At 48.7% G+C, this 22,391-nt stretch carries 13 protein-coding genes; 5 read left to right on the top strand and 8 right to left on the bottom strand.

Annotated features, from left to right (window positions below; all coding sequences use genetic code 11):
* The first annotated feature begins 77 nt into the window (after positions 1–77).
* Entirely contained in the window at positions 78–737 is a 660-nt protein-coding gene (locus SMSP2_RS01240; RefSeq protein WP_146682216.1) for a hypothetical protein, read from the top strand.
* 12 nt (positions 738–749) lie between these two features.
* Here the strand turns inward: SMSP2_RS01240 and dnaE are convergent, their stop codons facing one another.
* On the bottom strand, positions 750–4,211 hold the full coding sequence (gene dnaE / locus SMSP2_RS01235; RefSeq protein WP_186804791.1) for a DNA polymerase III subunit alpha: 3,462 nt from the start codon (positions 4,209–4,211) through the stop codon (positions 750–752).
* Positions 4,212–4,662: 451 nt separating this feature from the next.
* Between dnaE and SMSP2_RS01230 the strand changes: the two genes are divergently transcribed.
* The 3 genes from SMSP2_RS01230 (at position 4,663) to SMSP2_RS01220 (ending at position 11,701) form a co-directional block, all read left to right on the top strand.
* On the top strand, positions 4,663–5,541 hold the full coding sequence (locus SMSP2_RS01230) for a PEP-CTERM sorting domain-containing protein (protein WP_146682214.1): 879 nt from the start codon (positions 4,663–4,665) through the stop codon (positions 5,539–5,541).
* A 79-nt stretch (positions 5,542–5,620) separates the two neighbouring features.
* Positions 5,621–7,717 carry a hypothetical protein gene (locus tag SMSP2_RS01225; protein WP_146682213.1) on the top strand — a complete coding sequence of 699 codons (2,097 nt, stop codon included), beginning with the start codon at positions 5,621–5,623 and terminating at the stop codon, positions 7,715–7,717.
* Between the two features lie 30 nt (positions 7,718–7,747).
* Positions 7,748–11,701, top strand: a complete 3,954-nt coding sequence (locus tag SMSP2_RS01220) for an Ig-like domain-containing domain (RefSeq protein ID WP_186804790.1) — start codon at positions 7,748–7,750, stop codon at positions 11,699–11,701.
* 29 nt (positions 11,702–11,730) lie between these two features.
* Here SMSP2_RS01220 and SMSP2_RS01215 read toward each other — a convergent pair whose 3' ends face one another.
* The 7 genes from SMSP2_RS01215 to SMSP2_RS01185 form a co-directional block, all read right to left on the bottom strand.
* Positions 11,731–12,705, bottom strand: a complete 975-nt coding sequence (locus SMSP2_RS01215) for an alpha/beta hydrolase (protein ID WP_146682211.1) — start codon at positions 12,703–12,705, stop codon at positions 11,731–11,733.
* A gap of 20 nt (positions 12,706–12,725) precedes the next feature.
* Positions 12,726–15,527 (bottom strand): right-handed parallel beta-helix repeat-containing protein, encoded by a 2,802-nt coding sequence (locus tag SMSP2_RS01210; protein ID WP_146682210.1) that lies wholly within the window; start codon positions 15,525–15,527, stop codon positions 12,726–12,728.
* A 24-nt stretch (positions 15,528–15,551) separates the two neighbouring features.
* Entirely contained in the window at positions 15,552–16,565 is a 1,014-nt protein-coding gene (locus SMSP2_RS01205; protein WP_186804789.1) for an alpha/beta hydrolase family protein, read from the bottom strand.
* Between the two features lie 84 nt (positions 16,566–16,649).
* Positions 16,650–18,143 (bottom strand): polysaccharide pyruvyl transferase family protein, encoded by a 1,494-nt coding sequence (locus SMSP2_RS01200; RefSeq protein ID WP_146682208.1) that lies wholly within the window; start codon positions 18,141–18,143, stop codon positions 16,650–16,652.
* 40 nt (positions 18,144–18,183) lie between these two features.
* The gene (locus SMSP2_RS01195; protein WP_146682207.1) at positions 18,184–19,275 is read right to left on the bottom strand and encodes a glycoside hydrolase family 88 protein; all 1,092 of its coding nucleotides are present in this window, start codon (positions 19,273–19,275) and stop codon (positions 18,184–18,186) included.
* A 61-nt stretch (positions 19,276–19,336) separates the two neighbouring features.
* Positions 19,337–20,434 (bottom strand): hypothetical protein, encoded by a 1,098-nt coding sequence (locus tag SMSP2_RS01190; RefSeq protein WP_146682206.1) that lies wholly within the window; start codon positions 20,432–20,434, stop codon positions 19,337–19,339.
* Between the two features lie 26 nt (positions 20,435–20,460).
* The gene (locus SMSP2_RS01185; RefSeq protein WP_146682205.1) at positions 20,461–21,417 is read right to left on the bottom strand and encodes an AraC family transcriptional regulator; all 957 of its coding nucleotides are present in this window, start codon (positions 21,415–21,417) and stop codon (positions 20,461–20,463) included.
* Positions 21,418–21,548: 131 nt separating this feature from the next.
* Here SMSP2_RS01185 and SMSP2_RS01180 point away from each other — a divergent pair, with 131 nt between their 5' ends.
* Entirely contained in the window at positions 21,549–22,361 is an 813-nt protein-coding gene (locus SMSP2_RS01180) for a type II secretion system protein (RefSeq protein WP_146682204.1), read from the top strand.
* The last annotated feature ends 30 nt before the right edge of the window (positions 22,362–22,391 follow it).

Here is a 22,391-nt window from a genome sequence, read left to right as displayed (position 1 = left end):
CAAAAACAGTATATTCAATTATGCGGTTTAATCAGTTTTAACTTTTACAGAAAACACTCTTGATACAAGGATAATATATGAACACCGAGGAAAAAGTTCTCGTCGTTGAGCGAAAGGTAATCGAACAGGTCGGCATGTTTGAAGGGCTTATGTTTGATGTGAAGCCGTATTTCGAGCGGATATTTGCCCGAGATGTGCCGCGGTTTATGACCAGATCCGCCGCGGAGAAAAACCCCGATTTCAAACAGCTAATACCCTACGTAATAATGGTTTACAACGGAACTTACCTAAGCTACGTCCGCGGCAAACGTGCCGGCGAGAAACGCCTTGTCGGAAACCGCTCGATAGGTATCGGCGGCCATATCGATCCGCCTGACGACATGCCGCTCTTCGATGTGGACTATTTCGCGACATACCTGAGAGCGGTTGAGCGGGAAGTTGACGAAGAAGTCTCGGTTAAAAGCAGCCGCACCGACCACATCGCCGCCCTGCTCAACGATGAGTCCAACGAGGTGGGCAGTGTGCACCTGGGCGTGGTGCATTACTGGGATCTTGCCGAGGCGAATGTTGAAAAACGCGAACAAATGATAACCCAGTTGGGTTTCATGACCGCAGGCGAGCTGCACGAAGTGCGCGAGAGCCTGGAAAGCTGGTCTGCGATCTGCGTTGACAATATAGAAAAGATTGAACAGGCCAAAACCAGCGGACTTGACGCGGACACCTTTTCCGCGGGCTAAAACGCCTGATTACTACCGGCGTGCCAGCTCAAAACCCGTATCGCCGACTATCTGCCTGAGCTGATCCCTGAATTCTACCAGTGGGGCAACCCGGCAGCCCAGATCCAGCTGCACCAGCATATCTCCGGACTGCACAACGGCATAGACGGGACTTTTACCCGGATGCAGACGGCATAGAGCTTTGATGTTGCTTACCAGATCTGGTTTGATATCCTCCGAACGGAATCTCAAACGGATTGTGGTAGAGAGCTCTTTATCCACACAGGAAAGGTCGATTACCTTTTCGCAGCTGATACACGGTTTCTCGCGAAAATGATCTATCTTGCCCTGAATGAAGACGACTTTGTCTTCTTCAAGCAGATGACCGTAACGCGAGAGCACCTCGGTAAAGAGTTTTGCCTCTGTCTCTCCGTTAAAATCCTCTATATGAACAATAGCCCATTTAGAGCCGGCGCGGGAACCTTTTTGCACAATTCTGTATCTTATCTGGGTTATGATACCGCCAATGACCACGTCCGCATCGCTGCCCAGCGAAGAGAGCTCATCGGTATGGGCGGTCGAATACGCCGTGATTGTGTCGGCGTGTTTACTGAGCGGGTTGGACGTAACAAACATGCCGAGCACGTCTTTTTCATAACGCAGCATCTGCATCTCCGGCCATGCGGGAACATCGGGCAGACTCGCGGCATCAGATTTGCCAAGTGAAGCGGCATCTTCCATATCGCCAAACAGGCTCATCTGGCCGGATTTGGCATCGGCCTGAGAATCCTGGCCAAACTTTATAGCATTTTCCACAGCCGCCATATGCTGCGCACGGCTGCCGCCAAGACGGTCAAACGCGCCGGCCTTTATAAGAGCTTCAATCACCTGCTTATTCAGACTTCTCAAGTCAACATTTTCACAGAAATGAAAGAGGCTCTTAAAGCTGCCGACCTTCTCACGGGCTTCTATAACCTTATCAACAGCTTTGCCGCCAACACCCTTAACCGCACCAAGCCCGAAACGTATCTTACCCTCACGGGCTTTGCGGGCATCTTCGTTGTCATAAACCACAGTAAAATTGGTAAAGCTCTCATTTATATCCGGTGGCAATACATCGATCCCAAGTGTTTTGCATTCTTTGATATAAAGCACAATCTTGGAAGTTTCATGCTCGTAGGTCAGCAGTGAGGCCATAAATTCACACGGCCAATACGCCTTCATATAGGCGGTCTGATACGCGACTATCGAATACCTGCTTGCGTGGCTCTTATTAAAACCATAGCCGGCGAACTTGCGGATAAGCTCAAATATTTCATCGGCCTGTTTTGCCTGAAGGCCCTTATCAACACAGCCTTTAACGAACTGCTCCTTGGCTTTGGCGATAACCTTTTCTTTTTTCTTGCTGATCGCCTTAATCAGTTTGTACGCCTCCCGCAGCTTGATATCGCCGAGCTTGTGGCAGACCTGCATAACCTGCTCCTGGTAAACCATTATACCAAAGGTTTCCTCAAGGATATCTTCCATGATAGGGTGCGGCACGCTCCACTGCTTTTCGCCGTGCTTATAGGCGATAAAATCGGGTATAAGCGCCATCGGGCCAGGGCGATACAGTGCGTTAGCGGCGATGAGATCCTCCACACGGTCGGGCTTGAGCTTCATCAGCAAATCCGCCATTCCGTCGGACTCGAACTGGAAAACACCTTTCGTGCGGCCGGAACCAAAAACCTCAAAGACTTTCGGGTCTTCGAGATTGATTGCTTCTATATCAATTTTTTCACCGTGGATTGCTTCTACCCATTTTTTTGCCGCTTCGATCACGCTAAGTGTTTTAAGGCCGAGAAAATCCATTTTCAGCAGCCCCACGGCCTCAACATCAGGGCCCTCGAACTGCGTAATAAGGTCATCGGAGCCGCTCTGTTTATAAACCGGTAAAAAGTTGGTCAGCGGCTCATCGGCAATAACCACTGCACAGGCATGAACAGAGCTGTGGCGGGCAAGACCTTCGAGTTTCCTGCCGATATCGAAAACATGCCTTACCTCCGGATCGCTTTCATATTTATCCTTGATCTCTCTGTTTTCTTCAAGTGCCTTATCCAGGGTCATTTTCAAGTCTTCAGGTATCATTTTCGCCAGCTCATTGGCCTTTGCCAGAGGAACGTCGAGCACCCTGGAGACATCCCTCACAACGCCCTTGGCTTTCATGGTGCCGAACGTGGTAATCTGGGCAATATCACCATACTTTTCTCTGACATACTCAAGCAGACGCGGCCTGCCGTCCTGGCACATATCAATATCGATATCCGGCATCTCATTACGCTCGGGATCCATAAACCTCTCAAAGAGAAGTCCGTATTTTATCGGATCGACATTACACAGACCCAGACAATAGCCCACTATTGTGCCGACACCGCTGCCCCTGGCACCGGTGGGTATGCCGTGTTCTGCCGCCCAGTTGCACAGCTCCCATATAATCAGGAAATAGCTGGAAAAACCCTTGCCGTCTATAACTTCTATCTCGCGCTCTATACGGCGGCGGACTTCATCGGTTATTTCGCCATAAAGCCTTTTTGCTCCGTCATATACAAGCTCACGCAGGTACTGGCCCGGGGCGGCGCCTTTTGGCGGAGTAAAAGACGGGGCGTGCCGAGCCTGAAGATCGATTTCAATATCGCAGCGTTTAGCTATCTCAAGCGTGTTGTCGCAGGCCTCGGGGAAATCATGGAACAGCTCCCGCATTTCCAGGGGGCTCTTGAGGTACACGCTTGGAGGATATTTCATGCGGTTTTTGTCACTGACCAGCTTGCCGGTGCTGATACAGGTAAGCGCATCATGGGCCTCGTAGTCGTCTTTGTTGAGAAAATGCACATCATTTGAGCAGATCATGCCAATCCCCATCTCACGGGCGAGGTCGGCCAGCATCGGAGTTTGATCAAACACATCCTGCTCTACAAAATCATGCCGCTGAAGCTCAATATAAAAGTTGCCCTCTCCGAATATGTCGCAGTACCTTTCTGCCGCGGCCCGTGCCTCCTGGGGCCTGTCCATCGCCAGAAGACGCGGAATCTCGCCGGACATACAGGCGCTGGTGCCTATAAGCCCGCTGCCGAACTGACGAAGAAGCTCCTCATCGATACGCGGGCGGTAGCGAAAACCCTCGGTATAAGCCAGAGAGCTGAGCTTAAGCAGGTTCTGGTAGCCCTCTTTATTGCGGGCAAGCAGAATTAGATGATGGTTGTCTTTTGAGGTTGTATTCTGGTCAAAACGCGAAGTCGCCGAGAAATACGCCTCCATGCCGATTATGGGTTTTATACCCGCAGCAATGGCGTTTCTGTAAAAGTCGATAATCCCGAAGAGGTTTCCATGGTCGGTGATCGCCACGGTATCCATGCCCAGCTCTTTGCAGCGGGCAAAGAGTTTCTTGGGCACTATACCTCCATCGAGCAATGAGAACTGAGTATGTAAATGTAGATGGCAAAAGCCTTTGTCGGACATATTATAAACCTGCCTGCGGTTGAAGTCAAATTCAAATGAGTACATCTAATCTTATGTAAACCTGTACGGATTATAATAACATCAAAGCGAAATCTTACAAGCCGGTTTTAAATATGTACCTGCTCAAATACCGCAGATTTTTATCTAAATATAGAAAATATCCAGATATAAAACTTTATCAAAATTTAAACTTATTTCTTCGTACAGGCTTTCAATTCCACTGGCAGCCCGAAAAGAGACCAGGATTTCAAAAATTCACTGTTTTATCAGTATTGTGCAACAAAATAATGGTTTAATGCATTGAATACGCAGAACATACCTCTATAATGTACAATAAGTTTTGAGCGTTAGTGAAAATTTTATAAGGAGAAAATACATGAAAACCATTCCCCCATGATTTCATTTACTTGTTTGGTCTGAAAAGAGAAAAATTTATTAAAGGAGAAAAGAAATGAAAAATCAAGCAGTATTTTTGTTAGTTGGTTTATTTGTAATTACCGTATGCACTGCATCATTTGCAGAGGCAATATTTGAGACATTTGATACAGACCCCACTATAGGCGACTGGAACGCTCAGGGTACTTCAACCACCTGGACATACATGTCAGAGAGTAGAAGAGCTGAAAGCAGCTCCGGTTTTCTCTATGGCCATATCTATCGGGACAATGCCGACCCGGCTCAATATGCTGTGCCGATAACCCCGATCGACAAAACTACGGAGTTCTGGATTGAAATGGATATAATCCATTATGAATGCGGTCTTTACCAAAATGCTAATTTTGGTGTGCACAACCTTTCGGCTGCAAATCACGAAACGGACATGATCACGGGCCGGCACAACTATGCCCGTTATACAAGTTTCAGAGGCAACCGCATGGATCTCTATGGTTATTCTTCAGGCGGCACAGAACATTATGAGCTGTCAACCTATGTACACGACCCTCTGATCCCCGGCTGTGATTACGGCGAGCCGCAGAGAGCAAAAATCCATTACTGGTATGAATCAGCAACCGACGAGGGATTTGCCATGCTGGAGGTTTACAGCATCAACGGTGACGGAACTCTCGGCGATTTTCTCTACGGCAGCGACGGGACACTCAGCGACCTGATAGAACCGGGCGATGCTTTCTATGGAGATGCTTTCGGCCTGTTCAACCGCACATCCGGCAGCCAGAATAACAGCTACCACAACATCAATGAATACGACAACCTGTACTATTCCACAGAGGGCTGGAACCAGAATCCTGTTGCTCCGGACTTTGTCCCTGAGCCGGCGAGCATGATACTTCTGGGCTGCGGAATGCTGCTTATAAAAGGCAGAAGGAAATAAATTGTTCCATAATATGCCGCGGCGGCGTTTAACTGCCGCGGCGTTATAGTTCTACATCATTATAACGGAAAAGGCATCTATGTTTTATAAGTTTAATTTATTAAACGCGTTAGGTAAGTGCGCCGCCAAAAACACAATCATATTCATAAGTATAATATCCATTTCTCTCTGCGCCGCGGCATCCGGCCAGACCATTTTTGAAACCTTCGACAGTGATCCCCTCCCCCGCGGCTGGTCTATGACAGGGCTCAACCCCGGCAACTATGCTGAATACAACCCGCTGGGCTATATGCTGATCAAGATGTCCAGAGACTCATCAAACGTATTCAGGTTCTCACATCCGATAGATGAGCTTGACAAAACAGCGGAATTCTGGATGGAGTTTGATATACTTCATTATGAGGCGGGAGTTTATCAAAACGGCAATTTCGGCGTTTTTAACAGCTCTGCCCCCTCCAACGAAACAAACGCTGTCTGCGACAGGCATAACTACGGCGAATATACCAGTTACCGCGCTAACAGACACGACCTGTATGTTTACGATTCAAACGGCAGTGAAGCAAGTTCCCTTTCACCAAACATTCACCTTGACCAGACGGTCGCTCCTGATTGCGAATACGGCGATCCTCAAAGGGTCAAGATGCATTACTGGTACGATGCATCATCTAACACCGGCATGGCAACACTCGAAGTGTACAAGATAAACGCCGACGGCACAGAGGGCAGACTGCTCTACTCTAACGGCGGCTCGCCTGCCGCGGTTATAGGGCCGGCAAAGAGCCTCTTTATTGATTTATTCGGCTTTGCCAACAGAAGCAACGCCACACCAAGCAGCGGCTTTTATAATCTCAACATTGTTGACAATCTTTATTTTTCCACTTCCGGCAGTAACAATACGCCCACCGCACCGGACTTTTTCAAGGAACCCGAAAAAGACATAACCCTCTGGGCGGCCGCAACTATGCAGGGCACAGGCTCTGGCAGCTCTGCCGGCAACGCGGCTCTTTACACAAGCTCTTCACTGTGGGATACAGCCAGAAACGCACTTGCAGAGGGAACTGTTACAGTTTATTTTCTAGACGGTGAATATACAGGATTTCTGGCTCTCTCAGATATCGGCAATGACAATAACAGGCTAATCATCGCAGGTGAATCAGCCGAGGGTGTTGTCTTCAAAGACAGCTATTTTGGGCTCCACGGAGTAAACAACTGCACTTTCGAGCGGATGCACTTTACCGGCAGCAGAAATGGATATGTCCATTCGGTAACCGCCGGCTCACGGAATGTGCTTGTCCGCGATTGCACGTGGAAAGACCTGACAGTTCAATGGGGAGCAAGCGGCGTTAAAAGCGGCAGCCATCACGTTACATTCATGAACTGCGTATTTGAACGTGTCGGCCCGACTGGCGGCGAGCATATGCTTTACAACGCCTACGATTCACATCATATATCAATAATAGACTGCTATTTCCAGGACTGCACCGGAGATTATGTACGATTCAGAGACCACACCGACTGCGCTGAGGTCATCGGCTGCACCTTTGTCAGTACCGACCCTGCATACAACGAGGTGTTCATTTCCATGCCGCTGTTCAACGATGTTGACCCCGGAGATGAGTATTTCGGAACTTACTACAGATTTATGGATAATGATTTTACGTTTTACCCTTCCGGCGGCACAAGAACAGCCATACGTTTTCTTCATTCCGGCTACGACCCTGAAGGATACAACAACCTGCTTACGGCTGCAGAGGGAGATATACTGCTAAACGGAACTGCCCAGCAAAAAAAGAATCTGCTCAAGACCAACTGCGGCATTGACACAGACCAGGTTCGGGTTATGGGCAACCTTTACCAGAATCACGAGTATAAAGCGACTTTCGGCTCTTTTCCCAATTACGGGGCTGTATCTAAAGGCTGGAGCGGTACTGCTGCTATCTTTGATATTTTAAACCATACGGATCCGGTTATGGACCGGTGTGAAGAATGTCTGATTGGCGATTACAATGAAGATGGTTCTGTTAATCTTGATGACTTTTACATGCTGGCCAAAAACTGGCAGAATGCAAATCCGCCGGTTTCTGTTCATATTGACATTTCCCCGCTGGCGGGAGACGGAGAGATAAACTATTATGATTTGTCTGCCTTAGCGATGCGGTGGTTAAATACAAACTAACATATTGTTACAATTTTAAGGATGTTTAAAATGAGTAAAGTGTTTGTAAAGGCCTTTGCGGCCGTACTGATTCTGGTCTCCTGCGCATTGAGTGAGACGATATTTGAGACGTTTGACAGCGACCCCGAAACCCGGGGCTGGATAAACACCGAATGCGGAAATACATATTTCAATTATAAGCCGGATGGGTATCTCGAGGCAATAATCCACCGCGACCCGTCAAACGTCGCAAGATACGTCAAGCAGCTCAGCCAGACCTATAGCGCTTATACAAACCCTACAGAGTTCTGGTTCGGTTTTGACTGCGTGATCCTTCCCTCTCACAACGGAATATATTCAGAGTCCTGTTTCGGCGTGTTTAATTCGACCACTCCCGACAACCACCACAACGCGATTGTTGATCTGTTTCCGTACAGAAAATACATGACGCCGCTTGGCAACAGACACGACATTTACGCCTACTATGCCAACGGCTCAACTTCGTTTGAATACGGCAAGCCCGCCTGTCCGTGGATAGAACCGGGAGAGCCGTTCCGCGTTGAAGGCAGATACTGGTTAGAAGAGGGCATACGAAAGGGGCAGATAAGCCTTTACCATATAGAAGTTGACGGCAGCGGCCGGACAGGCGGACTTATCCAGACGGCGACCAAGAGCAACCTGGTGCAGAGCAGTCTGGACTTTGATGTCTTCGGCCTGTGCAACCGCACTTCCGGCTCGTTCGGCAACTATCATAATGATATGCATGTAGATAATTTTTACTTTTCTACCGAGAAGCCGCTCAGCCAGTACCTCTCCGACGAAAGCCTGCCCGAGCCGGACGTGTCATTTATTGACACTGATTATTACGCGTTTATGTTTGAAACTACCACACCAGAGGCTGATGAAACGGTTTTTGAGACATTCAGCTCTGATCCCCTGGCAAGCGGCTGGGAGCAGACAGGCAGCGATCATATCTACAGCTATGACCAGAACGGCTTTATAGACATAGAGTTCTGGAGCACTCCTGATCCCCAGCGGATCGCGATTCCTCTATCCGGAACATACCGGCGAAACACGGAGTTCTGGTTTGAATTTGACTGGCTGCCGCAAAGTTTCTATATGTATCCAAAGGCGTATTTCGGCGTATTCAATCAATACACCGGCAATGACAGAAACGTGGTAGCTGCCTATTACATGTTCCACGATTCCGGCGATGACGGGGAATATTTCCGGCTCAACGGAACAAGCATGTACGGCAGCCAGACTTATGACAACACGCCCGAATACACCCGCCCCGCCTCGAATGCACTGCACGCCAGAACCAAACTCCACTATTACCTTAACGACCTTGACGAGGGAATGCTGGACATTGAGACGTGGGATATAGTCCACAACCAGCTCCTTTCCAGTCACAGCGTCAAAATCCTTGAAGCAGGCCACGAAGACGGATACGATGTGATGTATAACATACTCGGCTTTGCCAACACCCCTTCAGACTCCGTCACCCGCAGCTACAGCGACCGGATATGGGCGGATAACGTTTATTTTTCTGTTGTCGGGCCGGCTGATGAGTATTTTACATCTCTGGGACAGAGCCGTCCGCACCCCTCATGGCCGGACGAAGACCCGCCCGAGCCCGATCCGGCTCAGTGGGCATCAGCCCCGGCGGCAATAAAGCCGACCCAGATATCCATGACCGCTCAAACCGCCGGCGATTTCAATGAGGTTGAATACTACTTTAACAATGTTACAGACCCATCCCATGACAGCGGCTGGCAAAGCAGCCCTGTATATGTTGACATGCACCTTAATGACAACACGCAATACACTTACCAGGTGAAATACAGAGACCTCTCGCTAAACCACAATGAGACTGCGTGGTCAGTCCAAAGCAGCGATGTTACCCCTGTTGAAACGGACACCAACCCGCCCTCGCCGGATCCGGCAGTTTGGAGCGAATACCCGAATGAAAAAGTCCCGGGCAAGATATACATGTCTGCCCAGACCGCCATGGACGGCGAAGGCAGCGAGCCGGTGCAGTATTATTTTGCCAACCTGACCGACCCCGCACACGACAGCGGCTGGCAGTATGAACCGGATTTCATTGATACCGGCCTCGAACGAAACACAGAGTATGAATACGCCGTTCGGGTTCGCGACATATCAGCCAACTACAACACCACGCAATGGTCCGATTCTTACGCGATTGTAACTAAACCCGAGCCGCCCATATCACAGTATCTGCGCAGGCAAACGTTCTGGAATTTCAGCGGCATTGGCCAAGAAGCACTTCTTAGAATTCATTACATAAACGAAGCTACACCGCCGGCGGGCGGAGAGGCACCGGTTATCGTTTACTGCATGAATCTGGCAATGCCCAGAATCGGCCAGGAACCTGATTCGACAATCCTGCCGGACCTTATAAACGATGGGTATATTGTCATAACAGCTGATTTCTACAACAACCCGCAGGCAGTTTCACCGTTTATAGAAGAAGACCTTCACGAGTTCTTTAAAGAGGTCATCTCCTACGGCGGCAGAACAAGTCCGCTGGAAGGCACAGAACTTATTCCGGACTCCGACGGCAGGCTTTGGTATCTGCCCGAGGGATACCGGATTGAAAGAGATGTGACCTTCTTCCAGACCGATATACACGGCTCATACGGTACATTGGATAACATCATGGGCCACTGGAACACCTATGTCGTTGACAATTATTTCCTCGATCCGGTAACAGACCCTGCCCAGATGTACCAGCCGGGCGGTGCCCCGATTGATTATAACGCCACGTTTGACATCGTTTATCCGTCGCAGACCAGCGGGGAAAAGGTGCCTCTGGTGTACTGGAACGGAACCGCCACGTACAGAAACATGATGACCTCACCTGCCACAAGAAGGTATCATTTCGCAGGTTTTGTCATGCGGGGCTACGCCTGGGCAAACCCGGCGCATTGTTTCGACCCGCTGGTGTACTGGTACGGCGCGTTCCCAGCATCCGAGATGGACTGGTGGAACGGGCTGAAGCATAACGCCGCTTTCATTCGCTACATACACAAACACGCCGACGACTACAACATAGACTCAAGCCTTATCGGCGGCTGGGGACACTCCAAGGGCCAGTACGGCGTAACGCGCCTTAGCGACCCGAACAATGCCTCCGGGCAGGAGCTGCGTCCGAGTTTCACCGGCTTCCCCGAGGGCAGCCCCGAACCTCAGCCCAACATCGAGTATCCCAGCACTATAACCTGCGGATACCAGAGCATGGGCCTTGGCGATGACCATCCGGAGTTTGTTACCGCTGACTATGTGCCGACACTTACAGTCTGCGGCGACAGGGACGACTATGGACATTATGAGCCGGACCGCTGGCCGAAACTCGTTGAAAAACTCGAGGAGATGGACGTTCCGCATACGGCATTTTTGATGTATGATGTCGGGCATGACCTGCCGACCGGATACGACCCCGTTCTGGGAATTGACCGCTACCTTGTCTGCGTTGATTTCTTCGACAGATACCTCAAACCTGGGCTGCTGCCGCCGGTTCCGCTTATTATAAAGCCAAGGGATCAGCGGACAGACGTATTGCCCACAGAGCCGGTGTGGATAAACTTCGCTCCTGTAATAGACGCAGAAACCGTATATACGGACGATGCTATCAAGGTTTACAAGACCTCTGACATGACGCAGACAGCCGGCACATGGACGCGGCTAAACGGCGGAACAACATACAAATTTGTCCCCGCCGCGGGAAAATTTGAAACCGGCCAGTCATACAGGATTGTTATAACCGCCGGCGTGAAAGATATTCACGGAACACAGGTTGCCCAGCCGGTTGAGACGGTCTTTACGACTATCAGCGTTATAGACAGCGAAGAGCTTATGGAGTTTACCGCGGACTGGCTTGAGACCGTGGATGCGGGATACAAGTACGACTACGACCAGAACCTTAAAATAGACTTCCTGGATTTCCGGGTGTTCGCCCAGAACTGGCTGAATCCCGAATAACCCGTATATACTGCCCGCGATGTTAAGGCTTATTCAGCCTTAACATCCGGGTGGTTGAGTCTTTCGTCAAAGAAATTTATGACCGCAGCCATCATATCGCTGTAACTGTTGTAATACAGAGGAAACGTGTGCGGCGCCCCGCTGACAAGAATCAGCCTTGAGGGAACCGATTCACGGCTGAGGGCTTCAATAAAGGATATTGACTGCTGATAATCGACGGTAGTGTCCTTGAGTCCGTGCAGAATCAACACCGGGCATGTATCGGGCGAGACATGGTAAATTGGCGAGGCTAATTTCCATAAATCGGGATCTTCTTCAAGGGTTGCCCCGAGTATGTCGGCCAGGTAGCTCTTACCCCGTGATATATGGTCAGATATGCCGTAGAGGTCAACGCACGCCTGGATTCTGGAAGAAAACTCTTCGTATAAACGCGGCGGTTCAAGCTCTTGGCACGAACCCGTTACCGCAAGCATTGAAACCAGATGCCCGCCGGCAGAGCCGCCGATAGCACCAATAAAGTCTGGATTTACTTTTAACCTCGCGGCGTTTTTTCTCAAAAATTTCACAGCGGACTTACAGTCATATATATTTTGCGGCCAGGAGGGAACCTTGTTTTTGCAGAGCTTGTAATTAATACTCATGGCGACGTATCCGCATTTGGCAAAATATGTCCCCAGATGAATCTCGCGTTTGTCGGCCTTGTCACCGCCCTTCCAGCCGCCGCCGTGAATAATCACTATTGCCGGAACCCGCTTGTCATCGGGCAGGTTTTTCGGCAGGTACAGGTCGCACTTTTCTTCTCTGCCCGGCTCAAGATAGAATACATCCTTTTTGATTTCCACCTGATACATTGACCGGCAGACATGGGTTACCGGATCGGTTATACTTGCGGGCAGTTCTTTATTTTCACTGAAAACAAAATCCGCGGCAAGCAATACCGCAAAAAATAAACACAAAACACCAAACTTAGATTTGCTGTAACAATTATCTTTAAAAGCTGTCATACAATTCCTTTCTATTTGAATCAACGTATTTTGAGCCAGTTTTCTACCAGAATTTCAAGATCCGCAACATCAACATTTCCGCTCTCATTTAAATCGCAGCCGCCGCACCAGTCCGGCCCTGAGCAGGATTGAAGCCATTGCCCGGCCATAACCGCCGCGTCTCTGTAATCCACATAGTCATCCGGCTGCAAATCACCCTGTATTGTAAAATCGCCAAACGAGGGATAAGTCTCGCTGACGTTTTCATGCAGGGTAGAGAAATACACATTGTCAATCCTGGAAATATTGCTGCATATCTTTGAGCCGTCAGTTCTGTTGCCGATTCCGAAGACATCAAATGAAAGGCTTTCCTGTGCGGCTATGACCGTCTGTTTTCCGCCGGAGCCCATTATCCACTCGCCTGTGCCGCCGTCAACAGGATCAATTTCATATACATCTACAGAGGCTTTGCCTTCGCCGCTCTGGCTGTCGTACTCATAACGGCACTTGACCCTTACCGGTTTGTTGTAAGCTATCCCCGGCTCATACGGCTCGCTGACGGTATATAGCTGATTGCCGCTGTCGTCATATCCGAAAATATCGTGCCGGTTGCCTCTGGTACTTCCTGCATAACTGTCAAAGAAAAACCTGTCCGCTATCACACTGTGATTATTGTCGGGCTGAGCCGAATTGAATACGCCGAAAAGTCCAAGCTGGTAAGGATACGAAGCACTTATCATTTCTATATCCATTTCCCACCAGAACCGGCATGTCTCGTCCAGCGCAGCGGGAAGATTTACATAGTACAGAGCCCTGTTTTCGCTGTCGCGGCAGATAGTGGTATCAAGCCAGCGGCCGGAGTTATAAGCAAATTCAGTACTGCCGGCACTCATGTTGACCCACCCATTATTTTCAGCGTCCGCATCGAACCGCTCAAAAACAGAAAACGCTGTATCCGGAAGCGCCTCCGGTGTCGCCGCGGCGGGCTGTGACCAGCCTGTCTCGTTAGTCTGCGGGGAAAGGTCTCTCGCCTTTACCCTGTATTCATACTCAATGCCGGGCTCAAGGCCTGTGTCGCAATAATAATTTCGTCTCTGCCATCCGCTGCTGTGCGAAGGGTCTGTGAGGTTTTCAAAATAATACTCCACTGCATTCTCATCTTCGGCCTTTGAAGCTCTCATAGCTATCGCGCCTGACCCGGCCGGTTGCGGCGGCAGACTCCAGCCCATAGGATCGGGCTGGGGAGGCAGGTTGTCAGGCTGCGGCCTGTATTCATGTACGCCGCGGTCAATAACGCCAAAGGGTACTTCATTGCCCCAGAAATCATCGGCATAGGGTGCGGCAGGTATTTGGGTTCCCGAATCTATACACGGAGAATCCCAGCCAAGCCTGTAACCCTCAAGCGTATCCATACCTGTCTGGCCGCTGCCGGGAGCTATATATCCCGGATCTGATGTTATCTTGTATTCGTCTGCCGGCTCTGTAACGGGGTGAGAGCCGTAGAAGACATTATGGCTGAACAGGTTGTTTGTGCTGTTTCCCATGTAATAATACGTGCTCGGGTCGAGGTTGTATATGACATTGTTGTAATACTGTGTGTTGTCCGGGGCGACATCTCCGATATGAACATGATACAGAAGCCTGTCAGCGGGGAAATACTGCTGGGTATCAGTATATATTATATTGTTGTGGATAACCGCGTCTTTGACTCCGCCGTAAACCCTTATACCGTTTAACCCGTTGTTCTGGAGAATGTTGTACCTTAGAGTGGTGCGGTATTGAGCAATGTCGGGACTTGTCCACGCCGCCGCGTAGATTACTATACCGCCTCTCTGGTTTCCATGGCTGTAGCAGTACTGTATGACCGCATCCTTGTTCCGCCCGTCGATATCAAATCCCGTTGCACCCATAGTGGTTTGCTGCTCGGGCGTCTGGTACGCCTCGCAGTACTGCCAGACGGTGTTGTTGGTGTTGTAGCAGAAAACCTGCGGGTTCCCCTCACCCTTGATGCAGTTATCCTTGAAAACGCAGTGTTCAACAAGAGCATTGTCGGTAACCCTTATAATAACAGCATTTACGCCGCAGCGCTCAATTGTACAGTTTCGGACCACAACATCATGGCTCGGCGTCCAATCCATATCATCGTCAGGAGTCCGCAACCACCATGCGGTATCGTTGGCTATGCCGGTACGGTCAACATCGTAGATATGGCAGTTCTCAAAAAGCAGGTCTTTGAACCAGGTCTTGACCCTGTTGGCAACAGCGGCATCACGGGTTATCTCACAATATATACCGCCGTTATCTTTTCCGGTATTGGTCGAACCGGCGCCGCAGAGACCGTTTACATGGTGTATGACAAGGTTTTTGAAGTGAAGGTGGTTTACCTCTCCGATATCCTTTGCCAGTACATATATTCCGCGTTTTTTGTTCGCAGGGTCGCTCTGGTCATCACCCTCACGGTAGTTGGTAATTTCGAGGTTGTTTATCTCCCAGTACTGCTGGTTATACAGGTGAATAACGTCAACAACCGCGCCGTTGCCGTTGAACTGCGGCAGTCCGTCATCTATATCGCCGTACATGTCTATAATGATTGGATTGCCGCTTGTGCCGGAGCCTTTGGGCCATAGCTGATTGTTGTTCCACTGACTGCCGCATTTAAAGAGTATCTTATCTCCGGGAGCAAATGTCGTGTTGTTAATCTTAAAAAGGCTGTACCACGGCTGGTCGGGGCTGGTTCCGGTATTGACGTCACTGCCCGTCTTAGAATCAACATAGTAAACCGTCGCCTGTGAACATGAAACAACCACCAGGATCGAAATCAGAATAGATTTTAAGTAAGACATAAGAATTATCCTTTACAAGACTTATTATTTCAGGTGCATTTCCAGCCAGCCGTACGCCAGCTCTCTCGCGTCATGGTCAAACCCATGTTCATTACAATGGAAATAAATTCCAACCGGCGCATGCCAGGTTCTTCTCGTCTGTCCCGCCGCCATACGGTAATAGTCAACGAGCAGACGATACCCTTCGAGCAGGTTCGGCTGCCCCTTTTCGTACGAGTCATTTATCGCCCTTAGCTGGAGGAACGGTCTTGGAGCGATAGCCATAAGCATCAGGTTAGCCATCCTGTTGAGACCTATCGGTTTATCGAGCAGTTCTTTACGCTGCTCTAAGTCCGTCCACAGCGAGGCATCGAAATGAATTGTCCCTCCGGCGTTTGCTGCCGCGACCTTTATTCTGTCATCAACGCAGCTGAGAAGCATTGAATCCCAGGCGCCGAGTGAATGGCCGATAATAGCCACCCGGTCAGTATCGACAAAATCATATTCTACAAGGAAATCCAGGGCCCTTTGCAGATCCCAGACCGCTTTGCCTGTGGTAAAGCCCCAATCTGGCCAGCGTTCTTTGAGCCGGCTTTTATAAGCGTCTATCTGCTCTGTGTACTTTTTGTCTCCCTTTAGAATCCGCCTTTCGCCGTAAGCCGCCCTGTCCGGAGCAAAACATATAAAACCCCGCCTTACAAGGTCTAAGGCATACTGGCGGCACTGGCGAAAATAAACATCCTGTTCGTCTTTAGCCGGTTCAGGATAGTTGTTCACCACACAGTCTTTGCCAACCAGATTTGTAGGATGCGGGCAGAGTATAAGCGGCAGTTTTTCTTTTGACCTGTCAAAAGTTTCAGGGAAAAGCAGATACGCTCTGACCCGCTCGTCTTTTTCTACAAAATAGCTGATTGTCTGCCTGATGTGGTCTCCCATGTCTTTCTCGTCCTCAATTTTCACATCAGGATCTACAATATCCTCCCGGCCGGGGCCTTCGCCGTAATAAACCATCAGGCTTTTAACCAGTTCATCCCGCGGCGTCGGCTCAGCGCACTGCAATTGTTTATTTTCCTCAGCCTGCAAAGAAAAGACAAGACATAAAAGTAATACTGAATTGATAATCGTTTTGCAATATAGTCGCATCTATTCACCTCTTAATATATTTTTGATTATTTCAAAAGCCGCTTTTTCACGTTCACGGCAGTATGGTATAATTGTATTTTTGATTCGCTGTCGTTCAGTTTCGTAATTACCGTTTATATAGCTTACCTTATCAAGCATCGCATCAAGGCCTGCCCCGTCAATATCAAGCAGATATTCACCCAGACCCGCGTCGGCAATGAAAAAAGATTTTCTGCCGGCTTCTTTGAACGGAATATGTATCACCGGTGTTGATTCCGGCAGAGCCAGCAGCAGAGAATGCAGTTCCATACTTACGACGAGCCGTGCGCTTGCAAACAGGGATTTTGCCTGGTCATGTGTCCAGAAAGTATCCATCCGAACAGTTTTGGATTTTGTCTCGGGATCGAGCTTATCATAAATCAACTCTTTTGCCGGCTGCATCTCGCGTAAGACTTCCGGACAGAGAACGACCTTCATGCCGGTTGTTTTCACCCAGTGGCGGATAATCTCCCTGACCTTTCGCATATGCTCATCTACCCGCTGCTGCGAGACTATAGGCCTGCCCGAGTTAGACGTGGGTTGACGGGTAAAGATAACAACTGCCATAAACTCATTATCCTCAAGAGAGTTTTCATTCATGAAATCAACTGCCCACTCAGGATCTTTCCATGGCGAAGAAAAGGTGCTGTCCGGCACGAAACTGAGATTTTTCGCCCTGATGCCGGCACTTAGCAGGTATCTGAGCGAATCGCTGTCGCGGCAGAAGACAAATTCAGCGTCTTCAAGGAGATTTTTAAAGTAGGTATAACCCGGCTCGCCGATAAAATCATCAAACGTATGGCTGTAAATGCCGTAGGGAACGCCCAGTTTCCTCGCAAGCAACAGGGGAAGTGAGCGGTAAAGGCAATAATCCCAGAAATCTGTGCCGCCAAGAGTGCCCGGACCATACGCCAGAACACAGCCGCTGTTGTAGATAAACAGGTCTGTCCGGCTAAATTCACGATATACGTCTGAATCGTTTTCGCGGATATAGTCGATACAATCAGCCGCGAATGTGTCAAATATATAGTCCGTGTCCAGCCGCTCTTTTTCAGGCAAAATGCCTCCGTGGCCGGCCTTGAGCCTTTCCAAAGCGAATGCATGGGCGGCCTTAAATGCATCCCCATTGATGACATTACAATCGGGATACAATCTGTTTATCTGCCATGCAAGTTTATCATCCTTTTGGGGATCCTTAAAGCTGTAACACAGAGCGCTGGTACTGTATTTGGGCAGATTTTTTCCAAGCAGCTCCAGCAGTCCCGGCGCTATTGCCGCATCGCCTATGTTCGTGGAGCCCCACAAATAGCCGATCATTATATTCCTGTCGTTTTTACCGCTGAGGTTTTTTTGCAGCGTTTTTTTTGAATCCCGCTGACTTGCCTGCATGGCGAAAAGACTTTCCGCGGCAGAAAACAAGAGTATAAAGCCAAGTAATACGGCAAACCTGCCGAGACTGCTGAACTTGTGTTTCATGTTACACCTCCTGTGTGCAGCTGAATAGATTAAGCTCTTTTTACCGCCTGTACATTGTGCCCGGGGAGAGCCTCTCGGCCAGACTCATAAGTGTAAAATTCATAAGCTGCGTATGCACATTATCGGGAATTCTCTTATCCGGCTGGTTTACAGGCCCTTGGCAAACATAGGTCAGCTCTTTGTCTGCTTGGGCGTATATTTCGTGCATATTGTGTACGTGTTTTGCGTAAATATACATATGGAAAGGCAGTCCGCCGCCTTTGCTGCCCCACTGGGTGTTGTAATCCCATGTATCTTCGCCGCCTCTGCCGGCCTGACCTTTTGCCATCCACTCGAGAGCTTCATCATATCTTGCCATGACCTCTTTATAGCGGTCGCTGCCGGGCTGTATGAACGGCAGTCCCGCGGCATAGGCTTCGAGTACGTACATATACATCGCCGGGCCCTGTTCTTCGAGTGTGCTGGGACCTGTCTTGGTGAGATCTTCAGCATTGAGCCAGTCGATTGCTCCATAACCTGCATCAAGATATTTTTCATCGCCGGTTTCATAATAGAGACTGAAAGCGAGGCCGCCAAATATTCCGGTGGAACACCACCAGGGCCCGTCATACTTTGACCACAGGCCGTCAGTGATTCCGCCTCCGGAACGTGCATAGTTGGCTATTACAAGGTCTGCATACGCCTTAACTGAATCGATATAAACCGTTCTCTCCGGGCTTTTCTGGCATCTTACCGCGGTTGCCAGCACGCCCTGCGCCACGCTTGCACAGTCGGCTACAAACCATTCGCCTGTTTTTTCGCCGGGCTTTCTGCCGTAGTTCATGTAATATGCGCCGGCAGGTTCCATGCCATGCTGGAGTTCAACCATCTTATCTGACCACTCTTTGCAGACATTCAGATATTTTTCGTCTCCGGTCATGTCATAGGCCACGGCAAGCGCCCTGACCGAATAGGAGTCCTTGTAATGGTGTTTTCCGTAAATATGCAGGGTATCCTTAACCAGCTCCTGGCAGGCAAGGTCGCAGATCTCAAAGAATTTTGTCTTGTAAACTGCCTCATTCGCAAAAGCTGAGCAGCAAATAACCGCCATAAAAACGGCCGCGAGTAAAACTCTGTAATTATGCTTAAACATTTTTGTCTCCTTTTAAGATTTTAATTATTCGCTGTAAACTGACTGTATCTATCCAAAACATTTAACGTCTGTACATGGTTCCGGGCGAGAGTCTCTCAGCCAGGCTCATCATTGTAAAATTCATTAACTGTGTGAAGGTGTTTTCTGCAACAGCCTTGTCCGGATCATTTATCGGCTCGCTGCAAATGTATTCTAATTCCTTGTCGGCTTCTTTACAGATCTGGTACATATCGGGGACATGTTTAGCGTAGATATACATGTGAAACGCAAGTCCGCCGCTCTTGCTGCCCCACTGGGTATTGTAGTCCCACTTATTATCGCCGCCTCTGCCGACCTGCATTTTTTCCATCCACGCAAGGGCTTCGTCGTATCTGGCCATCACCTTTTTATACCTCGCCGTGTCCGGCTCTATAAACGGCAGACCCGCCGCGTAGGCCTCGAGTACATACATATACATTGCCGGACCCTGCTCTTCGAGTGTATAGGGAGTTATTTTGGTCAGGTCCTGAGCGTTTAGCCAGTCTATAGTGCCATAGCCGGCATTGAGGTATTTTTCGTCTCCGGTTTCATAATAAAGACTGAACGCAAGGCCGCCGAATATTCCGGTTGAGCACCACCACGGGCCGTCATACTTTGACCAGATGCCGTCCGTAACTCCGCCGCCGGGCCTTATATAATTTTCTATCACAAGATCAGCGTACGCCTTTACCGAATCCATATACACTTTCTTCTCGGATCCTTTTGGGCATCTGACCGCTGTTGAGAGAACACCCTGTGCAATACTGGCGCAGTCGGCTGCATACCAGTTACCTGTTGTTTCACCCGGTTTCCTGCCGTAATTCATGTAATATGCGCCGGCAGGGGTCATGCCGTTTTGAAGTTTTATCATCTTGTCCGACCACTTCTTACACGCCTCCAGATACTCTTCGTTTCCGGTCATATCATAGGCAACCCCAAGCGCCCTGACCGAATAAGAATCCCTGTAATGCTGCTTTCCTCTGACATGCAGGTTATCCCTGGCAAGTTCAACGCAGGCATTGTCGCAAAGTTCAAAGAACTTAGCGTTAAAATCAACCTCTCCGGCGAACAGACATGAAACCGCAGTAATCATTAAAATAACTGTTATGCGGATTTTACAATAAGAGCTTTTTGGCAACATTTTAGTCTCTCCTTTTAAATAATAACTTAAATGTTTTGTTTTTTCTTTTTAAGCCCCTGCCCTTTAACATAACTATTCCGATATTGTTTTGGCGTAATACCGACGTTCTTTTTGAATAGGCGATGGAAATAATGGTTATTATCGTATCCAATACGTTTTGCTATCTGCGAACAGGTCAGGTTTGAACATTTCAGAAGCGTCTTAGCCGCTTCGATACGTAGATTTGTCTGGTAGTTCAACGGCGTAGTTTTGAAACTTTTTTTGAACAGCTTTATGATATGCCCTTCAGAGAGATAGCTGATTTCGGCTAAAGTCCTCAAACTTATATTCTCTATGAAATGGCCGTCTATGTAGCTTTTGACAATGTTTGCAGGGTTTTCGTTTGAAGGCTGTTTACTGTCAAGCTCGCATACATTGAGGATAATGAAATCTATAAGAGAGGCGAGTGTCCTGTAAGCATTGAATTCACCGATCTCAGTTTTACTTTCCAGAAAATCAATAATACGGGAAAGAATAGAGACAAACTGGCTTATTTGACGGGCATCCAGCTTCAGCCGGCCGGATTTCAACTTTATCTCAGTACCTGTATAGAGTGAAAGAAGCTCCTGGAAGGGAATATTCAGGGTTTCGGAGTCATTTGCGAAAAATGAAAATGTAATCTCAGAATATTCAAAAGAACTGCATCGGGTCACAAAGTCATGTTTCTCCCAGGGCGAAACTATAACCAATGAACCAGTCTCGGCGGGGTGGAACTCATCGTCAATGAGAAATTCACCCGCTGTTTTGGTATATAGGTTAAGGTGATAAACTTCATGAGTATGAACCCCCAGTGTGAAACGCTCCCCCAAAACCTTGTTCTGGTCAACCGCGGCGTGATGAATAACAGGAAAAAAACACTTTCCCTCATGTAAAAGGTTAATCGCCTGACAGCGGCATCTTTCTGATTTTGTTCTTACATATCTGAACATATCATTATTGTGCAATAAAAAGCTCTTATTGTGTATTGATTAGCTATTTTTAAACATTATAATACAATAAAATTGACAAATTAAAAGGTTTTTATAAAAAAAATAAAGATCGCTTAATAATCTGTTTTACAGGAAGGTTTAGCATTATGGCTAAAAAAGTATCAAAGGGTTTTACCCTGATCGAATTGCTTGTTGTTATCTCCATTATCGCACTCCTGATGGCTATTCTCATGCCGGCGTTAAGCAAAGTTCGAGAGCAGGCCAAATCTGTTGTATGCCAGTCAAGAATGCGGCAGTACGGGCTCGCACTCCACGCCTATTCAACTTCAAACTCCGACATCATACCTTATTTCGCTACTTACTGTCCAACTACGGACAAGCCCCCGAGCGGTGTAGCAAATGTTTACTGGTATGAAGCGCTGGCTCCTTACATAAGCATAAACGAAGACAGCTCAAAAGGTAGTAAGCACGAAAGTGAAGCGTTCACGACTGAACTTCGCACCTGCCCGGCCAGCACAAGGCAGTCTCCTATACGAATCGGGGTCAACTTCTGCTGGGACGGCAAGACTTCCCCGTTCTATTACGGACACTATTACGGTAAGGAATACCCGCACTTTAAAATGTCGAAAGTCAAAAACACCGCTTCTGCTATGGCTTACATGGACTGCGGGGGGCTGCTGGGCCCTGATGCGATAAGCCACTGGGTTTATAATCCCCGTGACCCAGGCATGGGCTTTGTTGACGATTATGACCGCAATGGCGTCAAGGATTCGATCATAAGCTACGGCGGAGCACCAAGACCGTTCAATTACGGAAATCCTAAAGCTCACTACGGCGGATGCAATGTGACGCTTCTGGATGGACATGTCGAAAGGGTGCAATACGAGGATCTCTGGGAAGACCAGGAAAGACTTGGCAGGGCTTATGTCCCCAAACACCCCTTCTGGAAATTAGACTGATTTTATGAGAGGACAAATATATTATATCAA

Source organism: Limihaloglobus sulfuriphilus, assembly GCF_001999965.1.
GTDB classification, from domain to species: domain Bacteria; phylum Planctomycetota; class Phycisphaerae; order Sedimentisphaerales; family Sedimentisphaeraceae; genus Limihaloglobus; species Limihaloglobus sulfuriphilus.
The sequence above is the reverse complement of the archived record's forward strand: the minus strand, read 5'-3'. Positions and strand labels throughout refer to the sequence as shown.

What these genes read in the sequence shown, in the direction of transcription:
- SMSP2_RS01240 (WP_146682216.1), top strand. Translation starts at nt 78, where the DNA reads ATGAACACCGAGGAAAAAGTTCTCGTCGTTGAGCGAAAGGTAATCGAA.
- dnaE (WP_186804791.1), bottom strand. Translation starts at nt 4,211, where the DNA reads ATGTCCGACAAAGGCTTTTGCCATCTACATTTACATACTCAGTTCTCA.
- SMSP2_RS01230 (WP_146682214.1), top strand. Translation starts at nt 4,663, where the DNA reads ATGAAAAATCAAGCAGTATTTTTGTTAGTTGGTTTATTTGTAATTACC.
- SMSP2_RS01225 (WP_146682213.1), top strand. Translation starts at nt 5,621, where the DNA reads ATGTTTTATAAGTTTAATTTATTAAACGCGTTAGGTAAGTGCGCCGCC.
- SMSP2_RS01220 (WP_186804790.1), top strand. Translation starts at nt 7,748, where the DNA reads ATGAGTAAAGTGTTTGTAAAGGCCTTTGCGGCCGTACTGATTCTGGTC.
- SMSP2_RS01215 (WP_146682211.1), bottom strand. Translation starts at nt 12,705, where the DNA reads ATGACAGCTTTTAAAGATAATTGTTACAGCAAATCTAAGTTTGGTGTT.
- SMSP2_RS01210 (WP_146682210.1), bottom strand. Translation starts at nt 15,527, where the DNA reads ATGTCTTACTTAAAATCTATTCTGATTTCGATCCTGGTGGTTGTTTCA.
- SMSP2_RS01200 (WP_146682208.1), bottom strand. Translation starts at nt 18,143, where the DNA reads ATGAAACACAAGTTCAGCAGTCTCGGCAGGTTTGCCGTATTACTTGGC.
- SMSP2_RS01195 (WP_146682207.1), bottom strand. Translation starts at nt 19,275, where the DNA reads ATGTTTAAGCATAATTACAGAGTTTTACTCGCGGCCGTTTTTATGGCG.
- SMSP2_RS01190 (WP_146682206.1), bottom strand. Translation starts at nt 20,434, where the DNA reads ATGTTGCCAAAAAGCTCTTATTGTAAAATCCGCATAACAGTTATTTTA.
- SMSP2_RS01180 (WP_146682204.1), top strand. Translation starts at nt 21,549, where the DNA reads ATGGCTAAAAAAGTATCAAAGGGTTTTACCCTGATCGAATTGCTTGTT.